The sequence below is a fragment of the Telluria sp. LT2P80 genome, assembly GCF_059685955.1.
Genome location: NZ_JCASIO010000007.1, coordinates 218,505 through 240,044 on the forward strand (window position 1 = coordinate 218,505; position 21,540 = coordinate 240,044).

21 protein-coding genes are annotated in these 21,540 nt (G+C 63.8%); 5 read left to right on the forward strand and 16 right to left on the reverse strand.

Annotation, left to right across the window (positions count from 1 at the left end; genetic code table 11):
• Nucleotides 1-53: 53 nt before the first annotated feature.
• The 10 genes from AC56LW_RS18420 to AC56LW_RS18465 all read right to left on the reverse strand — a co-directional run bounded on the left by AC56LW_RS18420 (nt 54) and on the right by AC56LW_RS18465 (nt 10,547).
• Nucleotides 54-1,337, reverse strand: a complete 1,284-nt coding sequence (locus AC56LW_RS18420; RefSeq protein ID WP_499503962.1) for a multidrug effflux MFS transporter — start codon at nt 1,335-1,337, stop codon at nt 54-56.
• A gap of 14 nt (nt 1,338-1,351) precedes the next feature.
• On the reverse strand, nt 1,352-2,554 hold the full coding sequence (locus AC56LW_RS18425; protein ID WP_482896451.1) for a THUMP domain-containing class I SAM-dependent RNA methyltransferase: 1,203 nt from the start codon (nt 2,552-2,554) through the stop codon (nt 1,352-1,354).
• Between the two features lie 91 nt (nt 2,555-2,645).
• Entirely contained in the window at nt 2,646-3,059 is a 414-nt protein-coding gene (locus tag AC56LW_RS18430; protein ID WP_183556051.1) for a CopD family protein, read from the reverse strand.
• Between the two features lie 25 nt (nt 3,060-3,084).
• On the reverse strand, nt 3,085-4,350 hold the full coding sequence (locus AC56LW_RS18435; protein WP_499636643.1) for a glutamate-5-semialdehyde dehydrogenase: 1,266 nt from the start codon (nt 4,348-4,350) through the stop codon (nt 3,085-3,087).
• Between the two features lie 81 nt (nt 4,351-4,431).
• On the reverse strand, nt 4,432-5,445 hold the full coding sequence (gene holA, locus AC56LW_RS18440) for a DNA polymerase III subunit delta (protein WP_332533221.1): 1,014 nt from the start codon (nt 5,443-5,445) through the stop codon (nt 4,432-4,434).
• A 3-nt stretch (nt 5,446-5,448) separates the two neighbouring features.
• Complete coding sequence (locus AC56LW_RS18445; RefSeq protein ID WP_499636645.1) at nt 5,449-6,018, reverse strand: LPS-assembly lipoprotein LptE; 570 nt, start codon at nt 6,016-6,018, stop codon at nt 5,449-5,451.
• Nucleotides 6,018-8,660 (reverse strand): leucine--tRNA ligase, encoded by a 2,643-nt coding sequence (gene leuS, locus AC56LW_RS18450; RefSeq protein WP_332533223.1) that lies wholly within the window; start codon nt 8,658-8,660, stop codon nt 6,018-6,020. Before leuS ends, AC56LW_RS18445 begins: the two co-directional genes overlap by 1 nt.
• Nucleotides 8,661-8,789: 129 nt before the next feature.
• Nucleotides 8,790-9,116 carry a barstar family protein gene (locus tag AC56LW_RS18455; RefSeq protein ID WP_332533224.1) on the reverse strand — a complete coding sequence of 109 codons (327 nt, stop codon included), beginning with the start codon at nt 9,114-9,116 and terminating at the stop codon, nt 8,790-8,792.
• A gap of 1 nt (nt 9,117) precedes the next feature.
• Complete coding sequence (gene dapB / locus AC56LW_RS18460) at nt 9,118-9,927, reverse strand: 4-hydroxy-tetrahydrodipicolinate reductase (protein ID WP_332533225.1); 810 nt, start codon at nt 9,925-9,927, stop codon at nt 9,118-9,120.
• Between the two features lie 8 nt (nt 9,928-9,935).
• Entirely contained in the window at nt 9,936-10,547 is a 612-nt protein-coding gene (locus AC56LW_RS18465; protein ID WP_229424818.1) for an outer membrane protein assembly factor BamE, read from the reverse strand.
• A 75-nt stretch (nt 10,548-10,622) separates the two neighbouring features.
• On the opposite strand from AC56LW_RS18465, the gene fur reads away from it, so the two are divergent.
• A complete protein-coding gene (fur, locus tag AC56LW_RS18470; RefSeq protein ID WP_183556044.1) occupies nt 10,623-11,054 on the forward strand; it encodes a ferric iron uptake transcriptional regulator in 432 nt (143 codons plus the stop codon).
• A gap of 90 nt (nt 11,055-11,144) precedes the next feature.
• Here the strand turns inward: fur and hrcA are convergent, their stop codons facing one another.
• Nucleotides 11,145-12,161, reverse strand: coding sequence for a heat-inducible transcriptional repressor HrcA (gene hrcA, locus AC56LW_RS18475; protein WP_332533226.1), 1,017 nt, complete (start codon nt 12,159-12,161; stop codon nt 11,145-11,147).
• Between the two features lie 91 nt (nt 12,162-12,252).
• Entirely contained in the window at nt 12,253-13,014 is a 762-nt protein-coding gene (locus tag AC56LW_RS18480) for an HAD family hydrolase (RefSeq protein WP_499636648.1), read from the reverse strand.
• 19 nt (nt 13,015-13,033) lie between these two features.
• On the opposite strand from AC56LW_RS18480, the gene AC56LW_RS18485 reads away from it, so the two are divergent.
• The 3 genes from AC56LW_RS18485 to AC56LW_RS18495 all read left to right on the forward strand — a co-directional run bounded on the left by AC56LW_RS18485 (nt 13,034) and on the right by AC56LW_RS18495 (nt 14,505).
• Nucleotides 13,034-13,174 (forward strand): hypothetical protein, encoded by a 141-nt coding sequence (locus tag AC56LW_RS18485; RefSeq protein WP_499636650.1) that lies wholly within the window; start codon nt 13,034-13,036, stop codon nt 13,172-13,174.
• A 73-nt stretch (nt 13,175-13,247) separates the two neighbouring features.
• Nucleotides 13,248-13,841, forward strand: a complete 594-nt coding sequence (locus AC56LW_RS18490) for a hypothetical protein (RefSeq protein ID WP_499636651.1) — start codon at nt 13,248-13,250, stop codon at nt 13,839-13,841.
• A 19-nt stretch (nt 13,842-13,860) separates the two neighbouring features.
• Nucleotides 13,861-14,505 carry a hypothetical protein gene (locus AC56LW_RS18495; RefSeq protein WP_332533230.1) on the forward strand — a complete coding sequence of 215 codons (645 nt, stop codon included), beginning with the start codon at nt 13,861-13,863 and terminating at the stop codon, nt 14,503-14,505.
• A 231-nt stretch (nt 14,506-14,736) separates the two neighbouring features.
• On the opposite strand, the gene rsmA is transcribed toward AC56LW_RS18495, so the two are convergent.
• From rsmA to AC56LW_RS18515, 4 genes are all read right to left on the reverse strand, one after another.
• Nucleotides 14,737-15,513: a 16S rRNA (adenine(1518)-N(6)/adenine(1519)-N(6))-dimethyltransferase RsmA gene (gene rsmA / locus AC56LW_RS18500; RefSeq protein WP_499636653.1), complete on the reverse strand. Its 777-nt coding sequence runs from the start codon at nt 15,511-15,513 to the stop codon at nt 14,737-14,739.
• Nucleotides 15,514-15,523: 10 nt separating this feature from the next.
• The gene (pdxA, locus tag AC56LW_RS18505; RefSeq protein WP_499636655.1) at nt 15,524-16,588 is read right to left on the reverse strand and encodes a 4-hydroxythreonine-4-phosphate dehydrogenase PdxA; all 1,065 of its coding nucleotides are present in this window, start codon (nt 16,586-16,588) and stop codon (nt 15,524-15,526) included.
• Between the two features lie 3 nt (nt 16,589-16,591).
• Nucleotides 16,592-18,004, reverse strand: a complete 1,413-nt coding sequence (locus AC56LW_RS18510) for a peptidylprolyl isomerase (RefSeq protein WP_332533233.1) — start codon at nt 18,002-18,004, stop codon at nt 16,592-16,594.
• Between the two features lie 75 nt (nt 18,005-18,079).
• On the reverse strand, nt 18,080-20,299 hold the full coding sequence (locus AC56LW_RS18515; protein WP_499636657.1) for an LPS-assembly protein LptD: 2,220 nt from the start codon (nt 20,297-20,299) through the stop codon (nt 18,080-18,082).
• A gap of 170 nt (nt 20,300-20,469) precedes the next feature.
• On the opposite strand from AC56LW_RS18515, the gene AC56LW_RS18520 reads away from it, so the two are divergent.
• On the forward strand, nt 20,470-21,534 hold the full coding sequence (locus tag AC56LW_RS18520) for an aminoglycoside phosphotransferase family protein (protein WP_499636659.1): 1,065 nt from the start codon (nt 20,470-20,472) through the stop codon (nt 21,532-21,534).
• The last annotated feature ends 6 nt before the right edge of the window (nt 21,535-21,540 follow it).

The window sequence follows — 21,540 nt, forward strand, 5'->3', positions numbered from 1 at the left end:
ACTTGTTGTAACGATACGACTATTTCCCTAATTCACGCTCATTCAATGCGAGGTCAGGGTGTCAGTTCGCCCCGCGCGCGCAGCTTGCGACGATGGCGCCGCGCGGTATCCCAGCATGCCAGCGACAACAGTACGAAGAATGCCTGCCCGAGCGCCAGCGCCAGCACCGAATGCGACAGCGCCGGCGCGACGGCGCCAGCCACGACCGCGCCCAGCAGCGTCAGGATGAACGACTGGCACGACGCCACCGTGCCACGAATGCGCGGGAACAGGTCGAGCGCCAGCAGCGTCGCGCCAGGCGCGATCAGCGAACTGCCAAAGGTGAAGAAGAACATCGGCGCCACGGTCCACGGCAGGGCCGGCGGCAGGAACGCGTGGTAGACCACGTTGAAGGTCACGGCGCCCAGCATGAAGAAAAAGCCCATGCGGATCTGGCGCGCGAAGTCCATCTTGCCGGCCAGCCGGTTGGCAACGAGCGAACCGAAGAAAATGCCGCTCACGGTCGGCACGAACAGCCACGCGAATTCGGACGGGCCCAGGCCCAGGCTTTCGGGCAGCATGACGGGCGCCGCAGCGATGTACAGGAACAGGCCGGCGAAGTTCAGCGCCGTCACGCCGGCCATCGTCAGAAACAGGAACGAGCTGAAGATGGCGCCGTAGCTCTGCGCCAGGAAACGCGGATTGAACGGCTGGCGCTCGGTCGGCGGCACCGTCTCGGGCAGGTGCTTCCAGCAGAACCAGAACAGCAGCACCGTATAGACCGACAGCGCCAGGAAGATCGCGCGCCAGTCGAGCAGCGTGACGATCCAGCCGCCCACCACCGGCGCGATGGCCGGGGCGATCGAGAAGATCATCGTGACCATCGACAGCAGGCGCGCCGCCGCCGTATCCGAATACAGGTCGCGGATGATCGCGCGTCCCACCACCACGCCGGCCCCGGCCGACACACCCTGAAGGATGCGAAACACCCACAGGTATTCCACCGAGGACGCCGAGGCGCAGCCGAAGCTGCCGATCGCGAACACCACCAGCGCCACCAGGATCACGTTGCGCCGCCCGAATGCATCGGACAGCGCGCCATGCCACAGCACCATGACGGCAAAGGCCAGCATGTAGGCGGTGAGCGTTTGCTGGACCTGCAGCGGCGTGGCGGCAAGCTGGGCCTGGATCTGCGGGAACGCCGGCAGGTAGGCGTCGATCGAGAATGGCCCCAGCATCGACAGCGCCGCCAGCAGCGTTGCCAGCCCGCCTGCTGAGAGCATCGCGATCTTGTGGGGCGGCGGTGCCGGCACGGGTGTGACGGGGTCCTTGGGCAGATCGGATGGTTCTGGCAGCATGGGGCGGTTCCGGGTCAGTCCTGCTTTGGTTTGGCTTCCTCGCGGCGGTTGAAGCCCGCCACCATGTCGAAACGGAACAGGCGGCATTCGAGCGCGCCGTTGAAGAACGGGGTCTTGCGCGACTCTTTCAGGCGCAGCATTTTCGGCAGGCCCAGGTCGGCCGTGAACAGATAGGCGGTCCAGCCGGCAAAGCGCTGCTTGAGCGTCGTGGAGAACGCGGCGTAGAAGCCGGCCGCCATGTCGTCCTGCGGCACGGTGCTGTCGCCACGCACGCCGATCCGCTCGCCGTACGGCGGGTTGGTGAGCAGGATGCCCGGCGCGGTCGTCGGCGCCGACACGTGCTGCGCTTCGATCTGCTTGAGCGGCACGTCGAACAGGATGCCGGCGATCTTCAGGTTATGGCGCGTCATTTCGACCATGTCGCCCGAGATGTCCGAGCCGAAGATGGTCGGCTCCTGCGGCAGCACGTTCGGCTTGACCGCCGCTTTCATCGCGGCCCAGGCCTGGCGGTCGTGGTCGGCGAATTTTTCGAAGGCGAAGCTGCGGCGCGCGCCGGATGGAATCCCTTGCAGCATCTGGGCCGCTTCGACCAGGATCGTGCCCGAGCCGCACATCGGATCGAACAGCGGCACGCCCGGCTTCCAGCCCGAGACGCGCAGCAGACCCGCGGCGAGGTTCTCGCGCAGCGGCGCGTCGCCCGTCTCTTCACGCCAGCCGCGCTTGAACAGCGCTTCGCCCGAGGTGTCGAGGTAGACGATGAAGTTGCGGGCGTCCAGAAAACCGACGATGCGCATGTCCGGTTCGCGCGTGTTGACCGACGGGCGCTTGTCGTACTGGTCGCGGAAGCGGTCGCAGATCGCGTCCTTGATCTTGAGCGTGGTGAATTCAAGGCTGCGCAGCGGCGACTTGACGGCCGTGACGTCGACGCGGATCGTGTGATCGGGGCCGAACCAGTCTTCCCAGGTCTGCTCGAGCACCAGGTCGTAGATGTCGTTTTCGGTGGTGTAGCTGCGCTGCGCCATGCGCATCAGCACACGCGAGGCGATGCGCGAGTGCAGGTTGAGCAGCCAGGCGTCCTGCATCGTGCCCGAGCAGTGCACGCCGCCGGGCACCTGGTTGTGCACTTTCAGCGTGGTGCTTTGTGCGGCGATTTCGCCGATTTCTTCGGCCAGCGCCGCTTCCATGCCACGTGGGCATGGGCAAAAATAGGAAGCCATGAGGGGTACCCTTTGTCCGTTGATGAAACGATGAAAAATTAAACGCGCCACCGGCCCGGGCCGATGACGCAGCAATACAAAAAATGCAGGTTTAGAACGGCTTGACGGTCACCAGGATGACAATCGCCAGCATCAGCACGACCGGCACTTCATTGAACCAGCGATACCACTTGTGGCTGCGCGTATTGACACCGCGCTCGAATTTCTTGAGGATGCCGCCGCACATGTGATGGTAGCCGATGGTCAGGAACACCAGCAGAAGCTTGGCATGCAGCCAGCCGCCCTGGATGCCGTAACCCATCCACAGCCACGCGCCCAGCAGCACCGCAGGCACCGACAGGATCATCGAGAAGCGGTATAGCCGGCGCGCCATGCCCAGCAGGCGGTCACGCGCTGCGGGGTTGGTTTCCTCGGCCAGGTTGACGAACAGGCGCGGCAGGTAGAACAGGCCGGCGAACCAGGACGCAATGAAGACGATGTGCAGTGCTTTGATCCAGAGGTACATGCTTTCCTTGTGGTGAACGTTGAATTCAGTTGCGGACTTCGCCGTGCCCGAACACGACGTACTTGAGCGACGTGAGGCCTTCCAGTCCCACCGGGCCGCGTGCGTGCAGCTTGTCGTTCGAGATGCCGATCTCGGCGCCCAGGCCGTATTCGAAACCATCGGCAAAGCGCGTCGACGCATTGATCATCACTGACGCCGAGTCGACTTCGCGCAAGAAGCGCATCGCGCCGCTGTGGTCTTCGGTGACGATCGATTCGGTGTGCTTCGACGAATACGCGTCGATGTGGTCCATCGCCTCGTCGATGCCGGCCACCACCTTCACGGCCAGAATCGGGGCCAGGTATTCGGTCGACCAGTCTTCTTCCGTTGCCGCGACCAGATGCGGATAGCCGGCCAGGATCGCAAACGCTTCCGGATCGGCGCGCAATTCGACGTCCTTGGTCGCATACAGTTCGGCCAGGCGCGGCAGCACGGTCGGGGCGATGCCGCGCGCAACCAGCAGCGTTTCCATCGTGTTGCAGGTGCCGTAGCGGTGGCATTTGGCGTTGAACGCGATGGCCAGCGCCTTGTCGATGTCGGCCTTGTCGTCGATGTAGACGTGGCAGATGCCATCGAGGTGCTTGATCATCGGGACCGTGGCTTCGGCCATCAGGCGCGCGATCAGGCCCTTGCCGCCGCGCGGGACGATCACGTCCACGTACTGCGGCATCGTGATCAGCGCGCCGACGGCGGCGCGGTCGACCGTGTCGACCACCTGCACTGCGGCCTGTGGCAGGCCGACGCCAGCCAGGCCTTCGGCGACCAGTTTGGCCAGCGCGCGGTTGCAGTGGATCGCTTCCGAGCCGCCGCGCAGGATCGCCGCGTTGCCGCTCTTGATGCACAGGCCCGCCGCATCGACCGTCACGTTCGGGCGCGCTTCGTAGATGATGCCGATCACGCCCAGCGGCACGCGCATCTGGCCGACCTGGATGCCGCTCGGGCGCACTTTCATGTTCGAGATTTCGCCGACCGGATCGGGCAAGGTGGCGATCTGGCGCAGGCCGGCGACCATCGTCGAAATCGCCGCGTCGGACAATGCCAGGCGGTCCATCAGTGCCGGGGCCAGGCCTGCCGCCTGGGCGGCCTCGAGGTCACGGGCATTGGCGGCGCGCAGAGCATCGGCATCGCGCTCGATCGCATCGGCAATCAGGTGCAGGGCGCGGTTGCGGGTGGCGGTGTCGGCGCGTGCCATGGCGCGCGCGGCGGCGCGGGCCTGCCGGCCCAGCGTGTGCATGTGTGCGGTGATGTCCATCGAGTTTCCCATTGCATTAACCTGGCTCGCGCAAGGCGGCGCTGTCCATCGGCGTCGAGCCAAGGCTCTACTGCGAGCGGCTTACCGCGCCACCCGCAACGCCAGCTGCAACATCGCATCCCACGCGTCGCCCGCGAATTGTTTGGCACGCAAGCCCTTGACCATACGGTCAACCTGCGCCGCCTCTTGCAGCGCCGCTTCGAGTGTCGCGAGCGACACGCGGCGCAGCGCCGGCTCCATCATCCGCTCGCGCGGTCCCCAGATCCGGTATTCCTTGAGCAGCGCATTCAGCGGCCTGCCCTGACTCATCCCGCTCTTCAATTTTAGCAGCGTGCGGATTTCTTCGGCCACTGCCCACAACACCAGCGGCAGCGCTTCGCCTTCGCCCTTCAAGCCTTCGAGCATGCGCACCAGGCGCGCCGTGTCGCCCGTGAGCATCGCTTCGGACAGCTTGAACACGTCGTAGCGCGCCACGTTCAGCACGGCGTCGTGCACCTGCTCGAACGTGAGTTTGCCCGGCTCGTGGAGCAGGCCGAGCTTTTGAATCTCCTGGTGCGCCGCCAGCAGATTGCCTTCGACGCGGTCGGCGATGAAGTCCAGGCTCTGGCGCTCGGCGCTCTGGCCCTGCGCTGCCAGACGGTTGCCGATCCAGGCCGGCAACTGCGCGCGCTCGATGTTCGGGATGTCGATGTAGACCGCGGCCTGCTGCAGCGCCGTCACCCAGGACGCCTTGGCCGTCTGCCAGTCGAGCTTGGGCAGCGTGATCAGGGTCAGATTGTCGGGGCTGAGGTCTTTTGCATACGCCTGCAGTGCGGCGCTGCCATCCTTGCCCGGTTTGCCGGTCGGGATGCGCAGCTCGATCAGCTTCTTGTCGCCAAACAGCGACAGCGCCTGATTCGCCGCCAGCAGCTCACCCCACTTGAAGGTGCGCTCCACACTGAGCACATCGCGCTCGGTATAGCCTTGCGCGCGCGCCGCCTTGCGGATGCGGTCAGCCGCTTCCAGCGCCAGCAGATGCTCATCGCTGGCGATCACGTACAGCTGCGCCAGGTTCTTGGCCAGGTGGCCATCGAGCGCTTCGAGCCGCAGTTGCATCGTTTACGGCGTCGGCAAGGCGGCTGCCGGCGTCGCTGGCGCCGTCACGGGCGCCAGCGGCTTGATCGCCACCAGGCGGCGCAGGATCTGCTGCACCAGGTCGGACTGCATGTCGCGGTACAGCAGCGCTTCTTCGGATTCCTTGGCCAGCACCTGCGATTCATCGAACGCGATATTGCGGCGCAGGGTGATCTCGGTCGGCGCCAGCAGCTGGCGGTTGTTGGCGTCGCGCACCTGGAACACCAGCGTGTAGCTCAGCGAGTATTCACGCACGCGACCCAGGCTGTTGAGCGACAGGATCGACTTGCCACGCGACTCGCTGATCACATCGAACAACGCCTCGGCCTTGGACGCATCGGACTCGATGCGCAGGTTATCGCCCGCGCGCAGGTTGCGCTTGAGCTCCGTGCCCAGCGGCGAGGCTTCGTTGAACGACAGCCAGAGACTCTGGAACGGCACGTTGTACTGGCCGTCGCTGCCGCGCAGCTTGAAGCCGCAGCCTGCCAGCATCGCGACCAGCAGAACGGCACCGAGGGCGCGCACGAGGTAGTTGTTGTTCGAGGTGTTCATCATCAGACCACGATATTGACAAGTTTGCCCGGCACGACGATGACCTTCTTCGGCGTGCCTTCGATGAACTTCTGCACTGCTTCGCTGGCCAGCGCAGCCGCTTCGATGGTCGCCTTGTCGGCATCCTTTGCGACCTTGACCGAACCACGCAGCTTGCCGTTCACCTGGATCATCATGTCGATCTCGGACTGTTCGAGCGCCTGTGGATCGACTTCCGGCCATGGGGCGTTGAGCAGGTCGCCATGGACACCGGCAAAGCCAAGTTCCTGCCACAGTGCGTGCGTGATGTGTGGCGCGACCGGGTTCAGCAAACGCAGGAAGATCGAGAAGCCTTCGGCGATGATCGCGTTGGACGCTGCACTGTCATCGAGCTTGCCCGATTCGAGCGTGTTGAGCATCTTCATGCACGCCGAGACCACGGTGTTGTACTGGATGCGTTTCAGGTCGTAGTCGGCCTGCTGCAGGATCTTGTGCACTTCGCGGCGCAGCGTTTTCTGTGCGTCGGTGTGCGTGCCCTGCACTTCACCGGTCAGTGCCGCAGCAATGCGCGCGCGCTGCGCGTAGCCGAACGCCCACACGCGGCGCAGGAAGCGGCTGGCGCCTTCGACGCCGCTGTTCGACCACTCGAGCGTCTGCTCGGGCGGCGACGCGAACATCGTAAACAGACGCGCGGTGTCGGCGCCGTACTGCTCGATCTGCGCTTGCGGATCGATGCCGTTGTTTTTGGACTTCGACATCTTTTCGGTGCCGCCGATTTCGACCGGCTGGCCGTCGGCCTTCAACACGGCGCTGTGCGGGCGGCCCTTGTCATCGAAGGTCAGCTCGACATCGGCCGGGTTGAACCAGGTCTTCTTGGTCGATGCGTCTTCACGGTAGTAGGTCTCGTTGAGCACCATGCCCTGCGTGAGCAGGTTCACGAACGGCTCGTCGAACTTGACCAGGCCGAAGTCGCGCATCACCTTGGTCCAGAAGCGCGCGTACAGCAGGTGCATGACGGCGTGTTCGATGCCGCCTATGTACTGGTCCATCGGCATCCAGTAATCGTTGCGCTCGTCGACCATCGCGTCGTTCGAACCCGGCGACGTATAGCGCATGTAGTACCACGACGAATCGATGAACGTGTCCATCGTGTCGGTCTCGCGGCGCGCAGGCTTGCCGCAGGTCGGGCAGTCGCACTTGAGGAACGCTTCGTCCTTGTTCAGTGGATTGCCGGTGCCGTCCGGGACCAGGTGCTCGGGCAGCACGACCGGCAGGTCGGCCTCGGGTACCGGCACGATGCCGCACTCGGCGCAGTGGATCATCGGGATCGGCGTGCCCCAGTAGCGCTGGCGCGAGATGCCCCAGTCGCGCAGGCGGAACGTGACCTTCTTGGCGCCCAGGTCCTGGCTCGCCAGTTCACCCGAAACCGCGTTGACGGCCGATGTGTAATCGAGACCGTCGTACTTGCCCGAGTTGATCGTGCGGCCGTTGTCCTTGTCGCCGTACCACTCCTGCCAGGCGTCGAGCGAGAATTCCTGGCCTTCGACGGCCACGACCTGCTTGATCGGCAGATTGTATTTTTTGGCGAAGCCGAAATCGCGTTCGTCGTGCGCCGGCACGCCCATCACGGCGCCATCGCCGTAGGTGATCAGGACGTAGTTGCCGACCCAGACCGGGATCTGTTCTTGCGTGACCGGATGGGTGACGAACAGGCCGGTCGGCATGCCCTTCTTTTCCATCGTCGCCATGTCGGCTTCGATCACGGAACCGAGCTTGCACTCGGCGATGAACTGCTGCAGCGCCGGGTTGTTCTTTGCCGCGTGCTGGGCCAGCGCGTGCTCCGGCGCCACGGCGCAGAAAGTCACGCCCATGATCGTGTCGGCGCGCGTGGTGAACACGTACAGCTTGCCATCGTCGATCGGTGCGCCGGTGTCATCGGCGATCGTGTGCGGGAACGCGAAGCGCACGCCCGTCGACTTGCCGATCCAGTTGGCCTGCATCGTGCGCACGCGCTCGGGCCAGCCTGGCAGCTTGTTGTCGACATGGTCGAGCAACTCGTCGGCGTATTCGGTGATGCGCACGTAGTACATCGGGATTTCGCGCTTTTCGATCAGCGCGCCCGAACGCCAGCCGCGGCCGTCGACAACCTGCTCGTTGGCCAGCACGGTCTGGTCGACCGGGTCCCAGTTCACGGTACCGGTCTTCTGGTAGATGATGCCCTTCTCAAGCATCTTGAGGAACATCCACTGGTTCCACTTGTAGTAATCCGGCTTGCAGGCGGTCATTTCGCGCGACCAGTCGATCGCCAGGCCCATCGACTCCATCTGGCCACGCATGTGGGCGATGTTCGAATAGGTCCATTCGGCCGGCGGCACGTTGTTGGCCATGGCCGCGTTTTCCGCCGGCATGCCGAATGCATCCCAGCCCATCGGCATCAGGACGTTGTAGCCGTTCATCCGCAGGTAGCGGTACATCACGTCATTGATCGTATAGTTGCGCACGTGGCCCATGTGCAGCTTGCCCGATGGGTAAGGCAGCATCGAGCAGGCGTAATACTTGCCCTTCGGGAAACGCGGATCGTGTTCGACGGCTTTATAGGCGTCGATCGATTTCCAGTAGGCCTGGGCGGCCTGTTCGACTTCGGCTGGACTATATTTTTCTTGCATGATTTCTGCAGACGTAATGTGGGAGATGGAACCGGTCATTATAACCTGTTGATTTTGCACTACGGCGTGGCGTGGTGCAGGCAGGATGGTGCAATGAGACAGCGTCCGCTGAACGCTGCCCCGGGTAATTCAGCGCAGCACGAGTTTTAGTGCCGGCGTTTCGCCATAATCCTCATACCGCTCGTTGATGCCGCCGATACAAAAGGCCAGCTCCTCGAACAGATCCGGCGCGGCGGCCTTCATGGCTGCGGCGTCGCGGAGTACGATCTCGAGCACTTCGTCCGGCGCCAGCTGGAAGCTGGTCATGTTTTCGTCGTCGCGCAGGTAGCTCAGGCAGTCCACCCAGGCGTCGATACTGTTCGCATACGACGCTGGGAAGCCAAAGGCGGCCCGGCTTTGCGCATGAAACGACGCTTCGTCGACGATCGCGGCGCCGTTCAGTTCTGCAACGGCCATATCAGGCTTTCAGGCCCAGCACGTCCTGCATGTCGTACAGGCCGTTGGATTTGTCTGCCAGGAAGCGCGCGGCGCGCAGCGCGCCGTGTGCGTAGGTCACGCGGCTGCTGGATTTGTGGCTGATCTCGATGCGCTCGCCCGTGCCCAGGAACATGACGGTGTGGTCGCCCACGACGTCGCCGCCGCGCACGGTGGCAAAGCCGATCGTCGACGGATCGCGCTCGCCGGTGACGCCTTCGCGGCCGTACACGGCGCATTCCTTGAGGTCGCGCCCGATGGCGTCGGCGATCACTTCGCCCATCTTGAGCGCGGTGCCCGATGGTGCATCGACCTTGTGCCGGTGGTGCGCTTCGACGATTTCGATGTCGTAGCCTTCGGCGAAACTTTTGGCTGCCATCTCGAGCAGCTTGAGCGTGACGTTCACGCCCACGCTCATGTTCGGTGCGACCACGAGCCCGATCTTCTCGGCGGCGGCAGCGATCTCGGCCTTGCCCGCATCATCGAAGCCGGTGGTGCCGATCACCATCTGCTTGCCGTTGGCGGCGCAGTACGCGAGGTGCGCGAGCGTGCCTTCCGGGCGGGTAAAGTCGATCAGCACGTCGGCGTTGTGCAGGCCGTGCTTGATGCTGTCTTCGATCATCACGCCAGTGAGGAAACCCCCGAAGGCGCCGGCATCCTGGCCGATGAACGGCGAACCGGGCATGTCGAGGGCGCCGGCCAGGCGCGCGTCGGGTGCGTACTGGATGGCTTCGATCAGCATGCGGCCCATGCGGCCGCTGGCGCCGGCTACGGCGATATTCAACATCGTCATGGCAATCCTTACTGCTGGGTTGCCGGGGCAGTCACCGTGATCGGTGCGACCGGACGGCTTTCCGGCTTTTCTTTCTTGCTCGGCACCTTGGCGGGGCCGGCGATACGGTCAATGTAATCGCGCTCGCTTGGCAGGTTGCCGCCTTCGAAGCGCTCGACCACGTCATCCTTGAAGAACACGGTGACGCGGCTGGTGGTCAGTTCGCCATTGCCGCGGGCCAGGTAGAACGGGTAATCCCAGCGGTCAGCATGGAACGCATCGAGCAGCAAAGGCGAACCGAGCAGGAAACGCACCTGATCGCGCGTCTGGCCGGCTTTCAGCTGGTTCAGCATCTCTTGCGAGACGAAGTTGCCCTGCTGGATGTCCGGGCGATAAGGCGAGAAGATCCACAGGAACTTTTGCAGACGCGAAGCCTGCACGGTCTGCGCGCCGGCATTGGCGATGGCGGCCGATTTGTCGGCGTCGGCCGCGGTGGCCGCCGAGTCCGTTGCCACCGGTGGCGCCGGACGGGTCTGGTTGCGCCAGGACGCGCAGCCGGACAGCGTCAGCGTGCAGACGAGCCCTGCCGCCAGCACCGCCTTGGCGGAAAATCGATGGGATACGGCTTGTTTGACGCGCATAGGTAACCTCAAATCGAGCGGGAGCTTTCAAAACGCTATATCATAAAGCACTCCGCCAATATGCGAGTAACAAACATGAGTAACAATCCGACCGACCTGAAGGCAAGCGGCCTGAAGGCCACGCTCCCGCGCCTGAAAATCCTGGAAATCTTCCAGAACAGCGCCGTGCGTCACCTCACCGCCGAAGATGTCTACAAGATCCTGTTGGCTGAAAACATGGACGTCGGTCTGGCTACCGTCTACCGCGTTCTGACGCAATTCGAGCAGGCCGGCTTGCTCAACCGCAACCACTTTGAAACCGGCAAGGCCATCTACGAACTCAACGCCGGCTCGCACCACGATCACCTCGTCTGCGTCACCTGCGGCCGGGTCGAAGAATTCTACGACGACGAAATCGAGCAGCGCCAGAAAATGATCGCCGAAACCCACGGCTACACGATCGTCGACCACGCGCTGGCGATCTACGGTAGCTGCCCGCAGTGCCAGGCGGCGCGCAAGGCAAGCTAAGTTATCCGCGGCCGGCAAGGCTGCACGGCAAAAGGGCGCACCGGATTTTCCCGTGCGCCCTTTTTGCGTCTTGGCAAGAGTAAAAAACTGTTAAGGCTGGCTGAGTGCGTTCGACAGCAGCTTGGCGGTGATGTCCACGATGGGAATCACCCGCTCGTACGCCATCCGCGTGGGACCGATGACGCCCAGGGTGCCGACGATCCGGCCATCGACGGCGTACGGTGCAGTGACCACGCTCATCTCGTCCATCGGCACCAGGTTCGATTCGCCGCCGATGAAGATCTGCACACCGCCGGCCTTGCTCGACATGTCGAGCAACTGCATCAGGCCGGTCTTTTGCTCGAACATCTCGAACATCTGGCGCAGCGAACTCATATTCGACGACAGGTCGGTCACCGACAGCAGGTTGCGCTCGCCGGAAATGACCACGTCGTCGCTCTCGGCCATGGCCTCGCTGCCCGCCTCGACCGCCGCATGCATCAGGCGCCCCATGTCGTCGCTCAGCTGGCGCAGTTCGCCACTGAGGCGTTGGCGCACGCCGTCGAACGACTGGCCGGCAAAGTTCTGGTTCAGGTAATTGGCCGACTGCGACAATTGGCTTGGCGTGTAGTCGACATCGGTCAGGAGCAGGCGGTTCTGCACATCGCCACGGGGGTCGACGATCACGAGCAGGATGCGCTTTTCAGACAGGCGCAAGAATTCGATCTGCTGGAACACCGATTCGCGGCGCGGACTTTGCACGACGCCGGCAAACTGCGACAGCGACGAGAGCATCTGGGCTGCGTTGGCGATCAGCTTTTGCGGATGCTGCAGCGGCAGGCGCATGCGCTCGGCGCCAACCGTCGTTTCATCGAGTTGCTTGACGGTCAACAGGGTATCGACAAACACGCGGTAGCCGCGCGGTGTTGGAATCCGGCCCGCCGAGGTGTGGGGACTGGCGACGAAGCCCATGTCCTCGAGGTCGGCCATGATGTTGCGGATCGTCGCGGGCGACAATTCCAGGCCCGACAGCTTGGACAGCGCGCGCGAGCCGACCGGCTGGCCGTCGGCGATATAGCGTTCGACAAGCGCTTTGAGCAGGGTTTGGGCACGGTGATCGAGTTGCATGGTTCCGGGAAGCGTCTTTTTCTGTGGTGCTGGGATAATAATCAAATTGGGGCGCGGCACGGCAGCGCAAGGCCTGCGGTCCGTCCCAGTGTTATACGCGCATCGGTGCGGATCCGTGTGGCAACTCGTGTGGCGGCTCCTGCGGCAGCTCATGCGCCGCATCGAGCCAGTCGAGCAGCGCATCGATGCTGTCTACCTCGACATCGGGCTGCACCTGGTCGGCCAGCTCGTTGATCTTGCCGCTGCGGTTCATCCAGGCGGCGCGCAGGCCCGCCTGCTGGGCGCCCTGGACGTCGAGCAGCAGATCATCGCCCACATACAGGGTATCGGCCGGCAGCACGCCCAGCGCAGCGCAGCCTGCCAGGAAAATCCCCGGATCCGGCTTGGCGGCGCCAAAGTCGCGCGCCGCCACGGATGCCTGGAACTGGTCCGCCAGGCCGATGGTGACCAGGTCGGCCACGCCGTTCGTGACCGAGCCCAGCAGCGCGCGCTGCCGGAGCCGCGCGAGGCCCGGCGCCACATCGTCATACAGCGTCACGGCATTGCGCGCGGCAACGAAGACCACCATGGCCTCCTGCACCCGGGCCACGTCTTCGCCCGCCTGCTCGAACGCGGCGACCAGGCCGGCGTGGCGCAGCGCGCTCAGGTCGATCCCGTACCGGGGCTCGCGGGCCAGCAATTCCAGGCGCGCCTGGCGCAGGCTGTCGATCGTGAACCGCCCGGCCACGCGCGGCGCATGTTGCTGCAACCACGTATACAGAATGGTTTCGGCAGCCCGGATCACGGGCGCGATCGGCCACAGGGTATCGTCGAGGTCAAACAGTACGGCTTTGGGCCAGGGATGGCGGGTCATCGGCTTCCAGGGAACGGGCATGAAAAAACGCTACGCCAGCATAGCGATGCATACGGCCAAAAGCAAACCGCACTGCCTGCGCGTTGCTTATATGACATTGTGCTTACAACCTGATACACATGGAAATGGGACGCAAATGGACCGGTTGCCTAATAAATGAACTAAAATGTTGAGCGATTTTTTGATTCCAACCGCGCAGCCTGCGCTTTCCCGCTAGATTATTTGGAGAATATATGAAGAGTTCCTACCTGTGCGCAAGCGCAGCGCTGGCATGCGCGGTCCTGCTGACGGCGTGCGGTGGTAGCGATGGCCAACTACTGCTGGCTGGTACGATTACCGGCGTGACTAAGCCGGGCATGGTCCTGATGAATAACGGCGGCTCGGAGTTCGAGGTGCCGGTTCCGTCGAACGGCACCGGTTCGACCACGTTCCGCTTTCCTGAGCTGATTTCGTCGGATGACAAGTACGATGTGCAGGTCAAGAGCGTGCCGTCGAATGTGGACATCACTACTTGCCAATACCTTTACAACAAAGGTCGCGCCGGCTTCGATGTCACCAACATTCAGATCTCTTGCGCCTTCAGGACGCAAGCCCTCGGCGGCACAGTCAGCAATCTCAAGGGCGAACTGGTCCTGATCAACGGCGCCGACCGCGTCATCGTTCCCGCCGGCGCGACCACGTTCACCATGGCACGTGTTGCACAAGACGCCCCATATGGTGTGTCGATCCTGACGAATCCTGCCAACCAGAGCTGCACCATCGCCAACGGCGTCGGCACCATGGGCGCAGCCGATGTGAACAACGTGACCGTCACGTGCGCACCTTAATTTTCCTGGAGTCAAACGCATGAAGTCTTCCCTGATCCGCCCGGCGCTTGCGCTGGCGCTGGCTGCAAGCCTGGCCGCCTGTGGTGGCAGCGACAAAGCCGAGTTCACCGTTGCCGGTTCGGTGACCAGACTCGTTTATGATGGCCTGGTCCTGAGCAATGCCGGCGTTCCATTAAAGGTTGCACCGCCAACGACTGCCGGCGCAGCGGTACGCTTTGCCTTCCCCGACAAGCTGGAATATGGCGACACCTATGCCGTCACCGTGACCACGCAGCCGGCACACCAGACCTGCGTGCCGAGCGCTCCGGAAGGCGGCCTTTACGCCAATAACGCCGACACGGCGGGCCGCCTTGTATCGATCGATATCGCGATTGATTGCGAGATCAACGAATTCACCGTCGGTGGCACGATCACTGGCCTGACCGGCGCCGGCCTGGTGCTGGCCAACGGCAGCACGGGTGGCACCTACACGGCTGCGACGCCGGCAACGCCACCTGCCACGACCCCGATTACCTACGCGCTGCCTGCGGTGAAATTCGGCACGACCTACGGCGTCACGGTCAGCAAGCAGCCGGCTGGCCAGGTCTGCACTATCGTGAACCCGACCGGCACCATGGGTGACGCTGCGGTGAACAACGTCAACGTGACGTGCGTCGCTGCATAGACTTAAAGAGTTATACGAAATTCTTATGTCGAGTATGCGAAAGGAAAATTGGACTTATATGCTGTAACGCAGCATACTGATCCTGTCTCCTCCAACTCTCCTCAGAAAAGAATTGGATTTCGGCCCGCTCTTGTAGCGGGCCTTTTTTTTGCCCGTCCAGCAGCATGCCCATGAAAAAAGCGCCCTGAAGGCGCTTTGATCTGGGACATGCTGGCCGGATGGCCGCGGCAACTAGGCCTGGCTTGGCAGATTGGCCAGCGCCACATACTGTGCCAGGCTCACGGCTTCAGGCCGCACGCTCGGGTCGATGCCTGCTTCCACCAGCTGCGCCTCGGTGAACATCCCTGCTACGCAATTGCGAATGACCTTGCGCCGCTGCGAGAAGGCCTTGGCCACCACGGCTTCGAGGCGCTTGGCGTCGCATGGCAGTTGCTGCTTGACAGGCACCATGCGAACGATGGCCGATTCGACCTGCGGTGGCGGATCGAACGCGGTCGGCGGCACGATGAACATCAGCGACATGTCGTAGCGCCATTGCAGCATCACCGACAGGCGGCCATAGGTCTTGCTGCCCGGCTCGGCCACCATGCGCTCGACCACTTCCTTTTGCAGCATGAAGTGCTGGTCTTCGATCAGGTGGGCGAAGTCCGCCAGGTGAAACAGCAGCGGGCTGGAAATGTTGTACGGCAAATTGCCCACCACGCGCAGCTTCTGCCCCTCGGCCACCGGAATTGCGCCGAAATCAAACTTCAGGGCGTCGCCGGAATGCACGGTCAGGCGCTCGCGCGGATAGGCTTTTTCCAGGCGCGTGACCAGGTCACGGTCGAGCTCGACGACGTGCATGTGGTCGAGCTGCTTGAGCAGCAGCGCCGTCATCGCGGCCAGGCCCGGTCCGATTTCGACCATGGTCTCGCCCTTGCGTGGTGCGATGGCGTCGATGATGTCGGAAAGGACTTGCTTGTCGGTCAGGAAGTTCTGGCCGAAGCGCTTGCGTGCTACGTGTTTCATGAATGCTTTCTTAAATATTTGATGCGCGGGCCGCGCGCTGCGCCAGCACCATGTGCATGGCGGCGCCGATCGCTTCGATCATGCTGCCGCAATCGGCGAGGCCAAGACCCTGCGCGGCCAGGTCGAGCGCGGTGCCATGGTCGACCGAGGTGCGGATCAGCGGCAGGCCGAGCGTGACATTGATGCCGCGCCCGAAGGTTGCGTGCTTGAGCACTGGCAGACCCTGGTCGTGGTACATCGCCAGCACGCAATCGGCGTCCTTCAGGTACTTCGGCTGAAACAGCGTGTCGGCCGGATACGGGCCGCGCGCGTCGATGCCGCGCGCACGCGCTGCCTCGAGCACCGGCGTGATGACGTCGATTTCTTCGCGGCCCAGGTAACCGTTTTCGCCCGCATGCGGGTTCAGGCCGGTGACCAGGATGACGGGCGCGGCGATGCCGAACTTGGTGATCAGATCGGCGTGCAGGATATCGAGAACCTGGGTCAGGTTCTCGCGCGTGAGCGCGCCCGGAACCTCCTTCAGCGGCAGATGGGTGGTGGCGAGCGCAACGCGCAGGTACGGTTGATCCCCGCCCGGCGCGCCGGCCAGCATCATCACCACTTTCGGGGTGCCGGTCTTTTCGGCCAGATATTCGGTGTGGCCGGAAAACGCGACACCGGCATCGTTGATCGTGCTTTTTTGCAGCGGCGCGGTGACGATGCCGTCGAACCAGCCCCGCTCGCAGCCTTCGATCGCCAGGTCGAGCGTGGCCAGCACGGCGCGGCCATTTTCGGGATCGAGCCGGCCCGGCACCACATGGGCGTCGAGCGGCACGTCGATGACTGCCAGCCGCGCGGTGCCAAAGTGCGGAAGGCCACCGTTGCGCAGCGCCTGTGTTGACAGGGCGGCCAGGCGGATATCAGGGTCGATCAGGCTGGCCGTGAGCGCCAGGAAGGCAGCGTCGCCCACCAGCACGCAGTTGGCGTCATGGCGCATGGCCCAGGCGGCGCGGATCGCGATCTCGGGGCCGATGCCGGCCGGCTCGCCGACCGTGATCGCCAGCGTGGGACGTTGGTGCGCCAGCGGCGCACTCATGGCTTACTGCTCCTCGCGGAACTCGACGTAGGCACGGTCGCGCACCTGGCGCATCCAGTCTTCCATCGCTTCCTGCATCTTGCGGTCGCGCAGGACCTGGCGCGCCACGTTGCGCTCTTTCTGCTGCGTCACGTCTTCGCTCTTGCGCTCGACGACCTGGATCAGGTGGAAGCCGAACGGCGACTGCACGATGTCGGACGTATCGCCCGGCTTGAGGGCATTCATCGCGGTCTCGAATTCCGGCACGGTGTCGCCCGGATACAGCCAGCCCAGGTCACCGCCCTTGCTGGCCGAACCATCCTGCGAGTACTGGCGCGCCAGATCTTCGAAGGTACCGGCGTTGTTGGCCATCTTCTCCTTGATTTCGAGCAGCTTGCGCTTGACCTCAGCCTCGGTCATGGTCGGCGTGACCTTGAGCAGGATGTGGCGTGCGCGGGTCTGCTCGACGACGGCCTTGTCGGTCTCGCTGGCCAGCGAACGCTTGCCGGCCAGTTTCAGGATGTGGAAGCCGACGTTGGTCTTGAGGATCGGCGTGACCTGGCCAGCTTCCAGCTTGCGCAGCTCGGTCGAGAAATTCGGCGGCAGGCGGTCGGCATCGCGCCAGCCGATGTCGCCGCCCTTGAGCGCGTCGGGTGCGTCGGAATAGGTCGAGGCCATGCGCGCGAAGTCGGCGCCGGTACGCAGCTGGCGCATCACTTCTTCGGCGCGCGCGGCGCGGGCAGCGATCTGCTCGGGCGACGCGTTCTCGGGCACGCGCACCAGGATCTGGGCGATGTTGACTTCGATGCGGTCGGCGGCGGCGGCCTTGGCGGCAGCCATATAGGTGTCGATCTCGGCTTCCGAAACCTGCACCTTGCTGTCAACTTCGTGCTCGCGCAGGCGCTGCATCATGATTTCGTTGCGGATGTCTTCGCGGAAGCGCGAGAAGGGCATGCCTTCTTTTTCCATCTGGTTGCGCATGTCCTGCACCGACAGCTTCTGGTTCTCGGCGATGCGGCCGATCGTGGCGTCCAGCGTGCGGTCGTCGACCTTGACGCCCATCTCCTTGGCCAGCTGCAGCTGGGCGCGTTCGACGATCATCGCCTCGAGCACCTGGCGTTCCATCGTGGCGGTGTCGGGCATCTGGGCGTTACGTGCCTTCATGTTTGCCGTCACCTGGACCATGCGGCCAGCCACTTCGTTGCGCGTGATGACTTCATCGTTGACGACGACCTGGATCGAGTCGACCACCTTGGCATTGGCCGAGGCAGGCGGCAGGAAGCCCGAGCTGGCGGCCGGCGTGGCGGCGGCGGGCGTCGTGGCGGCCGGCGTACCGGCGGCAGGCGCCGCGGCCTGGGCCAGGACCTGGCCGGCGCTCATTGCGCACAGCAGCGCGGCTGCCAACTGGAGAGACTGCAAACGGGTAGTACGCATCATCTGGAAAGCACTCATTTGAGGATTGTTCACGTCAGGTTGGACGACGAAGTATGGACACCGAGTCTGAAATTTGACTTAGGGCCGGCCGAGGCCAGCGTTCAGTCGCGTATAACCCGGGACGCTCTTGTTGAACGACTCGAGCGGGTTGCCCAGGCCCAGGCGCGACAAGCCATTGAGCTCGAGCTGGAAGAAGATCGGCGTCGACGTCGTCTGGGCTGCGGTCACGAAACGCTGCGCGCCCATCCGGAACACCCAGCAATCGGCCTGGTATTCGAGACCGATCAGACTCTCGATCAGCTTGCTGCCAGTGGACGGATTGACCGCCTGCCCCACGCCATACGAACGCAGCGCATAGCTGACACGCCCGACGCCATACCAGCGCCGCGAGATCGGATATTGCGCCGACAGGTCGATGTTGCGGAAGCTGTCACGCTGATAACGATACTCGGCATTCACGGCCTTCATCTTCCCCGGACGCCACTGCACGCTCACGTTCGAGCTGTACAGACTGCTTCCGGCCGCATCGTATTGTACGCCGCTATCGAAGGTCCAGGACTCGGAAATGGTGCCGCCGGCGGCCAGCAGCAGGTCGTACCGGCTTTGCTGCGCCGCTTCGCCCGCGATGCGCACGCGCGGCTCTTCGAAGTACAGGCGCTGGCCGATGGCCAGGCGCAGGCGCTCGGCGCCGTCTTCCTGGATGAAGCGCGAGACCAGCGCCGCGGTCAGCTGGTTGGCGTCGGACACGCGGTCCAGGCCCACGTAGCGGTTCTCGGAAAACAGCTGGGCATAATTGAAGCCCGAGCGGCCCGTGTCGAACAGCGGGACATCGTCCTGGTTTTCGTACGGCGTGTACACATAGAACAGGCGCGGCTCGAGCGTCTGCGTGGTGGACTTGCCGAACAGCGAAGCATCGCGTTCGAACACCATGCCGCTGTCGAACGACACCGTCGGAATCGAGCGCGTGAGCTTGGTCGGCTTGCCCGGGCGCGTCGCGTGGTCGTCCAGATCGTACTGGGCCGCGTTGTACATCAGCTTGGGCGTGACGAACCAGCCCGGGCGCACGATCGGATAGCTGACCTGGCCCTGGACCACGGCGCGCGAGCCGCCCACGTCGGTGGGATGGGCGAAGCGGGTCGCCTCGGCGTCGACCGCCCAGTCGAAGCCCGCCACGTCGTAGCGCGCCGAACGGAAGTTAATCTGCGGCAGGCGGTCGTACGGGCGCGGCACCGTCAGGCTTGGATTGGCGGCGGCCGCCGGGTCCTGCAGCACCTGGTAATTCTGGGCGCGCGCAGACAGGCTCCAGTACTGGCCAGAGTAATCGGTGCGCAGTTCGCGCAGCAGCTGGCGCTCGGCGCTGGCGGCGACGGTGCGCGAAAAGTCGGACGGGTATTCATCGTCCGATGCGCCATGCAGGTTCCAGCCGTATGACCAGTTCGGTTTGATCGCGCCGTTGTGCAGCGAGTCGGCGCGCCAGCGCGTGGTGCCAGTCTGGCGGTCGTCCGGCAGCACTTCGACGTGGGTTTCACCGTTGTAGGTGCTACCCAGGTAACGTCCGGTCGCACCCAGCTGGAACCCGCGGTCGAACATCATGCGCGGGTACAGCGTCAGGTCGCGGTTCGGTGCGATGTTGACGTAGTACGGCACCATCACCTCGGCCTTGCCCTGCGAGCCGAAGCCCACGGTCGGCGGCAGCCAGCCCGAACGGCGCTGGCCCGACAGCGAGAACGACATTGCCGGCGTGCCCAGGATCGGCACGTCCTTGAAATAGATGACCGTCTTGCCGGCAGTGCCGACGTCACGGCCCTTGTCCAGGCGCAGCGTGCTCGATTTCAGGTACCAGTCGGGATCCGGTCCTTCGCAGGTGCTGTAGGTACCGTCGCGCACGACGGCCTGCTGTTCACCCAAAAAGTCGATCCGGCTCGCCTGGCCCTGGGCATTGTTCGCCGCCATGAAATACGTCGGGTTGAGCAGGTAACCCTTGCCCGTTTCGAGGTTCAGCTGCAGCTCGTCGCCCTTGTAGCGGTCGCCAAAGCGCCACATGTCGACGTTGCCGGTGGCCGTGACCTGGTCTTCGACGATCAGGTAACAGGCCGTATCGGCAGTCATGCCGGTCTGGCCGCGCGTGATCTCGACGTTACGGGAGAGGTCGAGCCGGCGGTCAGGCCGGCCGGCGATATCCTCGGCCTTGACGGTGACGGGAAGTTCGTCCTCGGCCTGGGCCGTTGGTGCAGGGGCGGTGACGTTGACGGTGGCGGGCGTCTGGGCGAACGCAGGCATCGCAGTGACCGAAGCCATTGCATACAGTGCGAGCACGTGTCGTGGTGGGAATGGTTGGGCCGAGGACCAGCTCATGGAAAATCGCAGCTCATGGAGAATCGACGTGCGCCATAAAGGGCGGTTTTTTTGGGATGAATCCCTTATTATAGGGGAATTAGTTCAACCAACCGGATTCATCAGGCCGCTTCATGTCATCTTTGTCTCAAAACCTTTCCGCCTCCGCCGACGCAGTGCCCGATACCCGGCTGTCGCAACTGAACGAATGGCTGGCCACGACCGGCCTGGTCGACGTCGCGTCCGGCCGCCGCGCCTCCGTCGACGCCAGTTTCCGGCGCTACTTCCGCTACGACGTCGTGGCCGACATGCAGGCCAAGCTGGGCGCAACGCTGGTCGCGATGGATGCCCCGCCCGAGCGCGAGAACGTGCCGGCCTTCATCCACGTGCAGGGCTTGCTGCTGGAAGCCGGCGTCAGCGTGCCGGCGATTGCCGCGCGCAACGTCGAACAGGGCTTCCTGCTGCTGTCCGATCTGGGCAACACCACCTACCTGTCGCGCCTGTCCATCGACAATGCCGCCTTCATGTATTCGGACGCCGTCGACGCGCTGCTCAAGTTCCAGATGGCCAGCCAGCCGGACGTGCTGCCCGAATTCGACCGCGCTTTCGTCATGCGCGAACTGGGCATCTTCCCCGAGTGGTACCTGGGCAAGCACCTGGGCGTGACGCTCGACGACAAGCAGCAGGCGCAGCTCAATGGCGTATTCGAAGCCATTGCCGCCAACGTGCTGGCGCAGCAGCAAGTGTTCATGCACCGCGATTTCCATTCGCGCAACCTGATGTTCCTCGACCAGCACAACCCGGGCGTGATCGACTTCCAGGATGCCGTGTATGGCCCGGTCACGTACGACCTGGCCTCGCTGCTGCGCGACGCCTACATCCAGTGGGACGAAGACATGGTGCTCGACTGGGTGGTGCGCTACTGGCAAAGCGCCAAAAGCGTCGGCCTGCCGGTCAATCCGGACATCGACGCGTTCTACCGCGACTTCGAATACATGGCCCTGCAGCGCCACCTGAAAATCCTCGGCATCTTCTGCCGCCTGAACTACCGCGACAGCAAGGCCCACTACATGGGCGACCTGCCGACTGTGCTCGACTACGTGCGCAAGACCGCCAACCGCTACAACGAACTCAAGCCGCTGCTGCGCCTGCTCGACGCAATCGATGACAAGCCGCAGCAGTTCGGCTACACCTTCTAAGGCAAC